Genomic DNA, 12,250 nt, shown 5'->3' on the forward strand with positions numbered 1-12,250 from the left:
CTGCGTCTCCCTCAGACCTTTTCGATGTCCGACTTGCCGAGCAGGCCGGTCGGGCGGAAGAGCAGGATCAGCACGAGCAGGCCGAACGCGACGACGTCCTTGTACTCGGCCGGCATGTAGCCTGCGGCGAAGGTTTCGGCGAGGCCGAGCAGCACGCCGCCGAGCATCGCGCCCGGAATGCTGCCGATCCCGCCGAGCACCGCGGCGGTGAACGCCTTGATGCCCGCGACGAAGCCGATATACGGATTCAGCTTGCCGATCGTCAGCCCGATCAGCACGCCGCCGACGGCCGCCAGCATCGCACCGAGCACGAACGTGAACGAGATCACGCGGTTCGTGTCGATGCCGAGCAGGTTCGCCATCTTCATGTCCTCGGCACACGCGCGGCACGCGCGGCCCATCCGCGAATGCGAGATGAACAGCGTGAGCGCGATCATCAGCACGAGCGTCACGCAGACGATCAACAGACGCGCATACGGAATCGTCACGTCGAAGTCTCCGCCGAGGTGGATGTCGAATGCGCCGGAGATCAGCACCGGCACGGACACGTCGCGCGCGCCCTGGCCGATCTGCACGTAGTTCTGCAGGAAGATCGACATGCCGATCGCGGAGATCAGCGGCACGAGGCGCGGGCCGCCGCGCAGCGGCCGATACGCGACACGTTCGACCGCGAAGCCGTACAGGCCGGTGACGAGCACCGACACGATCAGTGCGGCGCCGAGCACGAGCGGCAGCGGATAGCCGGCGGAGATGCCGATGGCGGTGAGGGTCACGAGGCCCACGTACGCGCCGATCATGTAGATCTCGCCGTGGGCGAAGTTGATCATGCCGATGATGCCGTAGACCATCGAATAGCCGATGGCGATCAACGCATAGATCGCACCCAGCGTCAGGCCGTTGACCAGTTGCTGGGCGAATTGCGGAAAGAAGTCAGTCATGTGCGGGAAGCTCCCGTTGGCGCTGTGTCGCAGGCCGTCGCCGGATCACGGCGTTCGGCCGCGCGCAACGCACGGTGTCGTCTCGGACCGCCCCCTTTGGCCGCGCAAGGGGCAAAAGCGCGGCCAAATGCGCACGCGCCCCGTCCGGGTCTCGGACAGGGCGGGTGCGCGGGCGGGTACTTCGTTGTTACTTGGCGGCGGTCTTCGTCGCGTCCTTGTGCCACGTGTAGACGACGAACTTGAACGCCTTCAGGTCGCCCTGTGCGTCATACGCGACCTTGCCGATCGGCGTGTCGAACGTCGTCTTGTGCATGTACGCGGCGACCTTCGTCGGGTCGGTCGTCTTCGCGCCGGCGATCGCGTCGGCGATGATCTTCACCGCTGCGTACGACGGCATCTGGAACGCGCCGTTCGGGTCGCGCTTCTTGTCCGCGAATGCCTTCACGAGGCCTGCGTTGGCCGGATCGGCCGAGAAGTCCGCCGGCAGCGTGACGAGCATGCCTTCCGAAGCCGGGCCGGCGATCGCCGTCACGTCCTTGTTGCCCACGCCTTCAGGCCCCATGAACGCTGCCTTCACGCCCTGCTCGCGCGCCTGGCGCATCAGCAGGCCCATTTCCGGGTGGTAGCCGCCGAAGTAGACGAAGTCGACGCCTTGCGACTTCAGCTTCGTGATGATCGCCGAGTAGTCCGAATCGCCGGCGTTGATGCCTTCGAACAGCACGACCGGGATCTTCGCGGCTTCGAGGTCCTTCTTCACAGACGACGCGATGCCCTGGCCGTACGACTGCTTGTCGTGCAGGATCGCGACCTTCTTCGGCTTCACGTTGTTGATGATGTAGTGCGCGGCGGCCGGGCCTTGCTGGTCGTCACGGCCGATCGTGCGGAAGATGAAGTGGCGCTTCTTGCCTTCCGTCAGCTGCGGCGCGGTGGCCGACGGCGTGACCATCACGATGCCTTCGTTCTCGTAGATGTCGGAGGCGGGAATCGTCGACCCCGAGCACACGTGGCCGATCACGTACTTGATCTTCTGGCTGACGATCTTGTTGGCGACGGCGACGGCCTGCTTCGGTTCGCATGCGTCGTCCATCTGCACGACTTCGAACTTGTTGCCGCCCGCGCCGCCTGCCGCGTTGATCTGTTCGATCGCGGTCAGCGCGCCGGCCTTCACCATGTCGCCGTATTGGGCGACCGAGCCGCTCATCGGACCAGCGATGGCGATCTTCACGGTTTCCGCTTGCGCGGCGGCGGCGCCGGCGGCGAACAGCACGGCGGCGACGGAAATGGACGTAAGACGGGACAGCGTCATCTGGGAGCTCCTCGATGTTGTTTAGTCATACGGGCAAAGGCGGCATGACTTGCGCAATCGAACAGCACCCGGGGCGAGGACATGGGACACGCCCGAGACACATGAAGACGGACCTGCGGATGAATGTTGCGTAGCGGGGCCCGGCTCTTGCAGTCCCCCAAGGGGGACGTCTGGTTCGGAAAGACATCGTGATGCGTCTTGCATTGCGCAAGCGTTTCGCCTGCCCCGCTTGCCAACTGCTTGTTCGGAGGGATGGTCCGACAGCCGTTGGCAAGGCAGTCGAAATTATATGGGGGTTTTTAAATGGTCTGTCAAAAATGCCGGCGTTATGAGGGAAAACACGGAGAAACTTACCGGGGTGGCGGTGGCGATTTGGGAGCAACTGGCGGGAGGGCTAACGTTTGCCGTGGGTGCTATTGGGTTGCGATTTGTGGTGGGTTGGTGGGGCAGTTCCTTGCACGGTAAGGCTTGTGGCGATTTGTGGTCGTGTGTCGGATGATTTTTTACTTTAAAGGGTCCGATCTATTTAAATCAATCGACTGATGATTGTGCTGGCGTGCACCGATGCGGGGCGTTGGGCCGGGGCCCGAAATCCTTCTGTCTGCTGACGTTTATGGCCATGATGAAAGCTATTTGTTGTTTTTATGAAATAATGCGAACTCGCCTCTGCAACCCAGCCAGCCTTCCTGCGAGTCGCGTCCACCGCACTTCGTAGTCGCTTCAGGGCCGCTTCGACGCCCATCCGTCGCCCAGCCGCCAGCCAGTGATCTGCCGTTTTTTCTCATTGCATATCACCTGCTTCGGATCGCCGATGAATCATCCTCTCCGTTTGTCCTCCGCCGCCGCGATTGCGTGTGTGCTTTCTGTTTCCACTGCGAACGCTTCGAGCCGCGATTCGCTGGTCGATCGCTCGGGTGGGGCCAATGTGTTTCGCTCGGAACACCGGGCTGTGGCTCGGGACGATGGACGTGCGGCAAGGACGACGCGGCGCGTGCAGTATGCGGCGCCGGTTGAACGTAGTCCGTTCGATACGCCCGATACGCGGCCGTTGCGGGTTTCGGGCGATACGCTTAAGTCACAGCCTTCGGCTGAACACGAATCTGCGGATTCCGTATGGCCTTCGAACCGAGTCGCGCTCGGCGCGGGTGGTAGCGATAGCTTCGGTCGCGCGTTGCCGAGGCACGAACAGCGCGAACAGAACTGGAACGAATACGTGCGGGCCAATGGGTCACCCGCTCCGGGCGGCGGGAACGCGTATGCGCCGACGGGGCCTTCCGATGCCGCACGCGGTCCGCATAGCACGCCGAATCCGTACGATCCGTCGGTGCCGCAACCGGAGACGCGGACGTTCTATGACGACGGCGCGGGTTCGCATTGCACAGCTACGGGCGGTGCGGGGACGTCGCGGTCGTCTTGCAATATCGCTTGGTGATGTTTGGCGGTGGCCGGTGGCGGCTACCCTACCCGGCTTGATGTGCGCCTTTGCGCGGCACGGTCGCATGCTGTGTTGGAACTCGCATTTACGCGAGTTGAATTTCGACTAGGCCGCGCGTCTGCGCGGCCTTTCCTATCGCCGGTTCAACGGCGAGCACGGGCTGGATGTAGTTGTTCGCGCCACACTAGCCGATCGGCTAATTCGCCTCCAGACGAATCGAGCCGATGTGCAGCGCGGCTGCCGCATCTCACATCGCCGTGATAATCAGCCTTCCCGGCTCGACCGCTATCCGCACCTTTTTGCTCGGCTCAAAACCCACATCATTGATGAGCCACATTCCGCCTATCTTCATATACGGATAGAACGTTTTGGGCCTGACGCTGTAGTTCTTCGGAACACCCCAGATTTCCTGGACCGTCACGAAGCGTTCCGTAATCGGGAGACGTGCTTTATCATTCGCCTTAGCCATGGGCAACTCCTAGATAGTTGGCTGTGGTTAGCGGGTCGTAAGTGTTGGTAGCACTTGCGGCCCGCGCTCGTTTACTTCCGCATTTTTATGTTTCGGATTCCTCCTTTGTTATCGCCTCGACGAAACGGAGCTTCGACGCGGCTTACCAGCTGTCTGGCGTCCATTCGCACGCGATGCACGCGCGATCATCATTGGACACTCCTATTGGACCATCTCTAACGTCAAATATTTGCGTCCCGCGCGAACGTTAGCCATTCGGCATAAGCACGTAATTTCGTCTGCGTCCGCTGGGCTATTGCATGCGCTGACGCGAACTGAGAAAGTGAACCGAGGTGGATGTCGATCAGCCTCATAACGCACCGATTCGAAACAGTTTGAATAAATTTGACTCATTGCAAGAGTGACCTGCGGCGGGTCACGTCAGCTTGCCCTGCGTTCGCAGAATCTCGCGATGCAGGTCATCCCGTTCGATATCGGCCACCGTAGCACCGTCGAAACTGATCTGGTGCACGTGCCCCGAACCGTAATGCAGCCAATCGATCGTGCGCTCGCCGGAAATCGTCGTGCTGACGCGATTGCCAAGCTCGTCGTAAGTGTGCGCGAGCCAGCCAGTCGGCGTGTACTCCTCGACGACCTCACCGCGCGCGTCGTATTTCAGGCTGACCCGGTTCTTCAGCGACGGCCCGCGCGCGGCAAGCGCGTACAACTCGGCCGATGTGATTCGGCCTGCCTTGTCATACAGGTATTCACAACGCGCGTGCGGAGCTTGCTTCGCCGTCAGCTGCCCGATCGCATCGCGCTCGTATCGCGTCTCGATCTGTCCATCGCGGACAATCGTGCCCCGGCCGCACACGTAGTACTCGTAGGTACGCTTGTGACCATCGAGCCCGATTCGTCGGCCGAAGCCGATCTCGCGGTGCTGCTGTGCTGCGACAGACGCTCGTCGCAGGAATGCGCTGAGCTGCGCGGCGTGTCGATCGGCACGATCCGCTCGCAGATCAAGTCGATCTATGCGAAGACGGAAGTAACGCGGGCGGCGCAGTTGACGTCGCTGGTCATGCAGACGTAACCTGGCGGGACCCGAATTGATGAAGCGGCTGATGTTTGGACCGTGAATTCGGCGAACTCTGCGCGAAGGCCATTTGGCTTGGAGTGAAAGAGGTTCATGTCGCTACTAAGACTCTACGAGCAACGTGGCCGCGGTAACCCTGATACTTCTGTATAAACCGATGACCTTACCCACACTCAATGTGGAGTTTGAAAAACCAATAACGTCTTCGTTCTGGACGCCGTGACGCTCGGGTCAGCCAACGAAATACACAAATCGACGAATATATCTGTCGCGATAGCGAAAGACTCGGGCTCTGCTATTTTCATCTGGTCGGAATTGGGCCAAAATATAGCGACTTCCTCCTCCTCAACCTCATCCAAACCTGACCACAGAGAATCGGACAACGCATCCCAGCTCCGATTGCTGTGTAACGGCGGATCTAGCGGGCATGTGCTACGAATCGCATCAAAAAACTGATTCTTGGATGCAACTCTGTCAGGCAAACACATGACTAGCCAGCCGCTGTGCCTGCACTCTTCGGCAACGCGTTCCGCTTCGCCCGAATCGACCACATAAAATCCTGGCTTACGCAGCATCATAAATCACCCGATCTGAACAACAGCAGGATTTCCTGTATCGCCATAACGCGTCCATGTGTAATACACCTCTCCCGTTTGGTTGTTCACCACAATGCGATTCGTGCCCGCGCCTGTAGTGCCGGGGAATGGCGCGACCCGGTACGCCTGATAGGAGACGTAGGACCTTTGTCTCCGGGCAAGTCGCCAGCACAGTTCTTAAATTGCGTGCCTCACTTCATTGACAAAGCGTCGTCCCAATGTCAAGCCAATCCTTCTGGCACGATCGACGCCAACTTGTGCCAATCGTCTTATTAAAAACCCAGACTTTCTGGATCAGGAAGATCTGAGATTGAATAACCACTCGTGATATTTCCTCTTATCCCGATCAGACACTCTCCCACCAACAAGATCTCGTGCGAATTCCCTCTGAAAGTTCATTTCATTTTCAACCGGGTTAGCGACATTTCCGCCTATTAGATCAAAACCCTCCAAATAGTCAATCCGATTTACCAAAATCTCAGCACACGCCACCACTCGTTCTACTTTGTGCTCGGCACACCACTTATCCAAGAAAGAAAGCCCTGCCAGCAAATCAGTCGCACCTTGGGCTGCTGCTTCGTCATCCATTTCGACTGCATCAGGATCCCAGTTGACTTGCTCTAAATCGCTTAGTGGATTGGAGTTTAGGTTCCATTCCACACATGTTCCAGGTAGTCATCAACTCGCTGCCTGATCTGTACGCTCGTAATCCCCGCATGGGTACCAAGGAACTCAAATATTGAGTCATCGTGCGCAAGCCCAATGCAGCACCAAACACCGAAACGAGCAAGGGTATCCAACTTCCCCGAAGCGAGGATCGATTTGAGATATTTTTTGTGTGCCTCGATATCGAACATGCGCATCTCCTAATCAAAAACCCCACCAGCTTGATCCACGTGAGGCTAGCATGACGGACACGATGCATTTCATTGCCCCCCAAGAGATATCCCCGACGACTATTTCACCGTAAGAGTCTTCGACCCCGCAGGTACATTCATGTTGCCGCGAGATTCCGAACATGGCGGCAGCGATAAAATTCGACCATTACACAACTGGATCGTATGTAATGAGCCAGCGAATCGTATGCACAAGCCTCATCGCTCCAGTAAAGTCACTGAAACCAACTTACCGAGGCCGCCTGATCAGCTCTGCATTTGAATCGACCTCCGCTCGCGACTGATCAATGCGAGCGAATGCCATACAGCTGCTCGAATTGAATAATAAAGCAGCATCGCAAATTTCTTGACATTAAAAATCAAGCTCTAAATTCATCGTTTTCACGATAATAATTTACCTCATCGATAAACCACTTTAGATCATAATTTTCACCGACCTTGCTTTTTAAAATATAGCTCAGCTGATTCACCAACATCCAACATCTCAAGTTATACTTCTCGACCGACTTCGGCATCTCCATGTCCTCGTCGTCCAGATAAATTTCATCATCACCCAGATCTTGAATGTAATCCCACGGGATGTAGAAAAACCTCGCCCCCTCTGGATCACTCCGCCACGAATCAAGATTTGCGTAAATCCAGTCTTTTTCTGACAACGACCAGATATTTTCAATCAACTCCAACAGAGAATTATAAATTTGCATGAGCGCACCCAATCATCACCCCCTTTCACCCACAAGCTTATATTGAATTCATTTTATTCAGCCACAAATCATAAATCTCGCCACAAATCCTTTCAACGAGATCGAGAAAAGATCGCATGCTCGAAAAGAGTCACTCTCAAACACCGCTCCGTTTATTGGACGAATCGCCCTCCTCGCGCCCCGCTCTCCCGACACAAATCACAATTGCATCGGTTTATACGAAAGCATTTTCTCCACAATTTCCTCCAGCGACATATCCTCGCACTTTTTCTGAAATATATAATCCATTGCACTCGGATCAATCACGTTCTTATTCAAAATTTCAATGTCATTTTCAGCCTCCTCATCGGAGGTATAATTTGACTCCCTCATTCTTCCGACCAGTACGATCAATTCATCCCTATTCATCATCCGACCTCTCACAAGCGGCATCCAAGATCACCTAACCACCTATCGCGTTAAGGTTCCGGATAAACGGGAATCTTTCTTTCGCCACGAATTTCAAAAATCCTCACATCCCCCCCCGCTCCCCGCCACCGACAACACTCGATCAGGAAAACGCCCCTCCGGCCATTTAACTACTATCCCAACAATACTCCCGCTAGCATCATACGAATAATTCGTCTCTGTATACTCAAGGCTTCGTTTTTCAAGCTGAAATACACCAGAGACCTTTCCACTTACATAGCTCAATCGCACAACTCGAGTCACTTGAGAATCAGGATTCTCTTTAAATGTATTTCCATATACATACCGAGTTGCAGCACTTTCCGAATATTTGTAAAAATCATCGGAACGCATCCAATCCCGACTTCCGGGTGGACCGCCCAATTTACCATACGCAACCATATGTATTACTCGCCCTTGTTCATCGCACGAATAACAATATCGTTGTGGTCCCGACTCCGATTTGCCTTTCAACATACGCCCGGGCTTCACTCCGAGCATCTCAATGCGATAGGGTTCGAGAGAAAATGGGGAACCGGCACCAGTTCCCCACCCTTCTGATTTAGCGTTCTCTTTCGCCAACCTCAAAAACTTCGAATAAGCTCCATCGCTTTCATGCAGCAACTCAACAAGATCGTCCTTCTTCATTTATCACCCATCTTTTCCTTTGTGGAATGCCTTCCCATTCTCAAGATCGGTTCTGATTTTTTTCAACCCAGCCCCAAAATCGCGGAGCCGCATTTTCTTTATCCCAATTATCGAAAACGCATTGTTTGCATGAGTTACTATGAACGCTTTCCTCAGCATGGGCGGTCGACAGATCGCCGGCTAGACGCGAACCAGTGTCTTTAGAAAGACAAGCACCATTCTCAAATGCCGAAAAACCACTCAATGAATTCATTGAAATCGGCCCACCGAGCCTTGAGATCGCCCTTCGTCAATCGTTCAAGATCATCTCCCAGTCCAATATCAAACACCTCACCAGTCTCCATGTTATAGAAATACCCCCGCCCTCCCGAAAATGCATCCAGCGGAATATATGGCTCCGGCACCTTGAGAACATCACGAGCCACCTTCAATCTACCAATATAATCAGAATTATTCAAAAACCAGCAAATTTGATATTTCTCTCCATTCTCCGACGTGAACGTCGGACCATCATCGACGTGCAAATAAAATTGCGAAAAATCTGATGATATATCGCCCCACGCCTTCAAAATGGCAGCACTATACGTCGGCTCAACGTCATCAAACCACCAGTCTTTACTCCGACAAAACGAAATAATTTTTCTCGACAGCATATCGCCCCCACAACGCCCAACAGTTTTTCCCTCGCTCTACTTTCGTAGCAGCACGTTGTTTCGAATATGCCTCGCGATCCGCATTAAATTCGCCCTATCGACGGAATTTACAGGGCATGCATTCGGAAAACATGGGTGAAGCGCATTACTACCCGGTAACGCGCCCTATTGCGTCCGTTTCGCGTCTCACAAAAAAAAATCAAAAGGACTTCACACGCAGATAATTTTATTGCGTCCCAACATAACTATCTTCTCCGCACGCCCCCGCGTTTGTGAGTGAGATAGTCTTGTCGCGCGATGGATTCATTCAATAAACACTTCGGATAGGCGGAGAACTGGAGAAACCAGCCCACCGCCCTCGTTAGCAACGATTCAAGCCCAGCCCTTCCGATTTTTAGAGAGGCAAATATTTTACCTATCAAATCTTCCACTCGACAGCAGCTTTCCTTTCTTTCCACCCCATGGGTCATCGCGCAAATACATTGCTTGTCGATGCATGGCATCCGAGGTAAATGTAAACTTGTAGAATACTTCCTCTCCCTCACAGACCTCGTAATACACATCGTAAGAAGCAAGCGGTAACGGCAGCGCAAACTTGAATTTTTCAGTTGCCGAGGCAACTTCCAACGCGCCGGGATCAGTGATACGAAACGGAGCAACAATGCATCGCGCCGCCTGCTCGCCATCTCAAATTTATCCGCTACTCGCAAATACACCTTTGCGCCAAACGCGTCGTCCGGAAGTGGATCAAAAATGACGTAGTCGTCGTGAAGTACCGCACCTTGATCACGGTTGCCCGTTCCCCATTGGATCAAACCTTCGTCATACGGTCTAGACCTAACTAGAATCTGGCTATGGGAAATCAATAGATCGACTGTTTGGCCGAGATTGCCACTCATTTCATTCAAAGCCGACGATTACCATGCTAAATCATTGTGTTACCCAATTGAGTATCACTCGGGCGATTCCCTATAAATTTGCAACCTACCAAAGACCCATTGTGAAACTCTGCACCCTCGAACGTACACTCATTGAACGTACAGCCAAGGAGGACAGCCTTTTTCATATTTGCCCGGTCAAATGAACACTTTTCGAAGGTAGCCCCCCGAGCCATCGCATCAATCAATTTCGCGCCAAAAAAACTGCAATTTAAAAAAGACGCCGATCCAAGCGCAGTGCTTTTCAGTGATGACTTTTCAAAATCACAGTCCTCAAACAAAGCCCCAAAAAATCTTCCATCGAAGTTGGCGCCGAAAAATTTACTCCGCCTGACATTGCAATTATTCAATGATCCCGCCAGGAGACATATAGAATAAGAAAAATCAACGTCATTTATCGCCACCCTGGAAAGCTGAACCTTTAGGGGGAAACCACGAAAGTCCGCAAGCCCATCTTCCGTCTTATGGAAAGGTGACGCTGGAAGAGCGCCCATCCGTTTCACCATGAGGCTTATCTCTTGGTTTGTCGATTTGGATAGACTCTCATCCCACCGCAGTTGATTCGTTTTTGCGTCACTCATATCAGTAAAATATATTATCCCGGACAGACATCGGCAGCGTACTTATCGATCTTCGTCCTTGCCCGGGAGTTGTTATATCGAACGCACCAAGCTTCCCCCCGGCAAGTAAATCTGGTAGTCGGGCCTGAGCAGATTGCCAGCAGAGTACCTCAGACCCATCAAATTGGTCCTTCGTCACGATCTGCACGGAAATCAGGTCACAACTATCGCACTAAAAGCAGTCTCTGCATCAACAAATAACGTCTCTATGCTCAAATTCCGAGTAACCAATACAAAACCCCGCCAACACTCACCGTTTAAAATCAATCCGAATCAGGATATATCTCTCGCAAACTTTCATCTCGACTAACTTGCGACCACACTGCGCGACTCCACGCAACCCCACCATTTCTAAAGATGGATTTTATTTTACCCTCAAATTCTTCATTGAAATTCTCATCCGACTCGATAAAAACATCCGCAATATTATTTTCATCAGACAAAAAATCACCAAGGCGATCGACTCTATCAACGACCTCGATGGAAAAATCATCGCCATCCCAATCTGCGATATAGCGCCCCTTTTCATCCTTCACCGAAAGGCGCACACCAAATGCACTTTCGATTTTCCCAACCAAACCAAGAAAATCAACATCCTCCAGAAGAACAACGCTCAAGCAACGACTGCGCTTAGAAATCATTTAAAACACCCTCCGATTTTCACCTGCCCATCCCCTTGCCTTGCGAGAGCATCCAATTCATGGCCCTTGGAAATCCATCGACATCGAAATCATTTATATTTATTGGTCTATAAATAGACGGGGCATGATCCTTACTAATCCCACTTGCAGCACTTACAGCGGATCAATCTTCGTGGTGACTTTCATATCCTTCTTTGAACCAACAAGATATCCAGCCAGTCCCAGATTTCTTATTTCTTCTAGATTTGCAGCACGCCACTCCCAGTCCTCATCCCAGGCAAACCATTTGGCGCGATCGGTTCTTTCCGCAACACATGCATCAGCAATATCCGCAGTACAAGTGTCGAATTCTGATGAATAACCTATCACACGACCATCGCCAATCTTAATAAGATGAATTTCATCACCGTGACCAAACCCAGCATCGCTGACCGAAACAACATAATATTTAATTTCCAAAAAATCCTCACTTCGGAAACGATGTAACGACGTAACGGCTCGATTTTTACCGGGACTTGTCGCTATCCTCACGGCATTCCGCATCTGATTACTCGCAACACTCCCAAGAATGGGCGTGGCAGCCGACATGTGATCCCAAGCCAGGGTCATCTGCCGCTGTGCCCACACGATGCATCCTTCTTAATTCACATTAATCAAGTATAGTTACCTCTGCGACTTTCTTGGGGCCCTCATAAATATCAAATACTTTATGATTCAACATCCTCTCCTTAGGAGCATTACTTACAAGAAAATCAACCTCTCCCAAGCTCACCATTTCCCCATTTGATTCAAAAGGATCACGCAAATCAAAAACAACACTCCATGCATTATTTTGCCAATTAACATCCTCAGGAAACCGGGACACGGAATAATATCTTCCTGCCGCG

General features: G+C 53.0%; 18 protein-coding genes. 2 read left to right on the top strand and 16 right to left on the bottom strand.

Features of this window, described 5'->3' with window-relative positions; translation table 11 throughout:
• Positions 1-11: 11 nt before the first annotated feature.
• Together livH and PI86_RS14470 are read right to left on the bottom strand one after the other, a co-directional pair.
• A complete protein-coding gene (gene livH / locus PI86_RS14465) occupies positions 12-938 on the bottom strand; it encodes a high-affinity branched-chain amino acid ABC transporter permease LivH (RefSeq protein ID WP_039323735.1) in 927 nt (308 codons plus the stop codon).
• A 187-nt stretch (positions 939-1,125) separates the two neighbouring features.
• A complete protein-coding gene (locus PI86_RS14470) occupies positions 1,126-2,244 on the bottom strand; it encodes a branched-chain amino acid ABC transporter substrate-binding protein (protein WP_039323738.1) in 1,119 nt (372 codons plus the stop codon).
• An 811-nt stretch (positions 2,245-3,055) separates the two neighbouring features.
• Between PI86_RS14470 and PI86_RS17790 the strand changes: the two genes are divergently transcribed.
• On the top strand, positions 3,056-3,676 hold the full coding sequence (locus PI86_RS17790) for a hypothetical protein (RefSeq protein ID WP_235362793.1): 621 nt from the start codon (positions 3,056-3,058) through the stop codon (positions 3,674-3,676).
• Positions 3,677-3,926: 250 nt separating this feature from the next.
• On the opposite strand, the gene PI86_RS14475 is transcribed toward PI86_RS17790, so the two are convergent.
• Together PI86_RS14475 and PI86_RS14480 are read right to left on the bottom strand one after the other, a co-directional pair.
• Positions 3,927-4,148 (bottom strand): type I addiction module toxin, SymE family, encoded by a 222-nt coding sequence (locus tag PI86_RS14475; RefSeq protein WP_039323741.1) that lies wholly within the window; start codon positions 4,146-4,148, stop codon positions 3,927-3,929.
• Positions 4,149-4,563: 415 nt separating this feature from the next.
• A complete protein-coding gene (locus PI86_RS14480) occupies positions 4,564-5,001 on the bottom strand; it encodes a hypothetical protein (RefSeq protein ID WP_326929238.1) in 438 nt (145 codons plus the stop codon).
• A gap of 21 nt (positions 5,002-5,022) precedes the next feature.
• Here PI86_RS14480 and PI86_RS14485 point away from each other — a divergent pair, with 21 nt between their 5' ends.
• The gene (locus PI86_RS14485) at positions 5,023-5,217 is read left to right on the top strand and encodes a helix-turn-helix transcriptional regulator (RefSeq protein WP_039323753.1); all 195 of its coding nucleotides are present in this window, start codon (positions 5,023-5,025) and stop codon (positions 5,215-5,217) included.
• Positions 5,218-5,393: 176 nt separating this feature from the next.
• On the opposite strand, the gene PI86_RS16645 is transcribed toward PI86_RS14485, so the two are convergent.
• From PI86_RS16645 to PI86_RS16665, 12 genes are all read right to left on the bottom strand, one after another.
• Entirely contained in the window at positions 5,394-5,795 is a 402-nt protein-coding gene (locus PI86_RS16645; RefSeq protein ID WP_235362795.1) for a barstar family protein, read from the bottom strand.
• Between the two features lie 315 nt (positions 5,796-6,110).
• On the bottom strand, positions 6,111-6,476 hold the full coding sequence (locus tag PI86_RS17205; RefSeq protein WP_152608117.1) for a hypothetical protein: 366 nt from the start codon (positions 6,474-6,476) through the stop codon (positions 6,111-6,113).
• Positions 6,461-6,673, bottom strand: coding sequence for a hypothetical protein (locus PI86_RS14490; protein WP_039323756.1), 213 nt, complete (start codon positions 6,671-6,673; stop codon positions 6,461-6,463). The genes PI86_RS17205 and PI86_RS14490 overlap by 16 nt, the downstream gene beginning before the upstream one ends.
• 398 nt (positions 6,674-7,071) lie before the next feature.
• Positions 7,072-7,416 carry a hypothetical protein gene (locus tag PI86_RS14495; RefSeq protein WP_039323759.1) on the bottom strand — a complete coding sequence of 115 codons (345 nt, stop codon included), beginning with the start codon at positions 7,414-7,416 and terminating at the stop codon, positions 7,072-7,074.
• 198 nt (positions 7,417-7,614) lie between these two features.
• Entirely contained in the window at positions 7,615-7,848 is a 234-nt protein-coding gene (locus tag PI86_RS14500) for a hypothetical protein (RefSeq protein WP_200885205.1), read from the bottom strand.
• A gap of 69 nt (positions 7,849-7,917) precedes the next feature.
• Positions 7,918-8,511: a hypothetical protein gene (locus PI86_RS17210; protein ID WP_152608118.1), complete on the bottom strand. Its 594-nt coding sequence runs from the start codon at positions 8,509-8,511 to the stop codon at positions 7,918-7,920.
• 221 nt (positions 8,512-8,732) lie between these two features.
• Positions 8,733-9,164, bottom strand: a complete 432-nt coding sequence (locus PI86_RS17215; protein ID WP_039323762.1) for a hypothetical protein — start codon at positions 9,162-9,164, stop codon at positions 8,733-8,735.
• Positions 9,165-9,409: 245 nt separating this feature from the next.
• Positions 9,410-10,063 carry a competence protein ComJ gene (gene comJ, locus PI86_RS16650; protein WP_235362797.1) on the bottom strand — a complete coding sequence of 218 codons (654 nt, stop codon included), beginning with the start codon at positions 10,061-10,063 and terminating at the stop codon, positions 9,410-9,412.
• Between the two features lie 26 nt (positions 10,064-10,089).
• On the bottom strand, positions 10,090-10,608 hold the full coding sequence (locus PI86_RS16655) for a pentapeptide repeat-containing protein (RefSeq protein ID WP_161792371.1): 519 nt from the start codon (positions 10,606-10,608) through the stop codon (positions 10,090-10,092).
• A 377-nt stretch (positions 10,609-10,985) separates the two neighbouring features.
• On the bottom strand, positions 10,986-11,363 hold the full coding sequence (locus PI86_RS16660; RefSeq protein ID WP_082012248.1) for a hypothetical protein: 378 nt from the start codon (positions 11,361-11,363) through the stop codon (positions 10,986-10,988).
• A gap of 153 nt (positions 11,364-11,516) precedes the next feature.
• Positions 11,517-11,972 carry a hypothetical protein gene (locus tag PI86_RS17220; protein ID WP_152608119.1) on the bottom strand — a complete coding sequence of 152 codons (456 nt, stop codon included), beginning with the start codon at positions 11,970-11,972 and terminating at the stop codon, positions 11,517-11,519.
• Between the two features lie 40 nt (positions 11,973-12,012).
• A complete protein-coding gene (locus PI86_RS16665) occupies positions 12,013-12,228 on the bottom strand; it encodes a hypothetical protein (protein WP_200885206.1) in 216 nt (71 codons plus the stop codon).
• Between the last annotated feature and the right edge of the window lie 22 nt (positions 12,229-12,250).

The sequence above is a fragment of the Burkholderia sp. A9 genome (genome assembly GCF_000801975.1).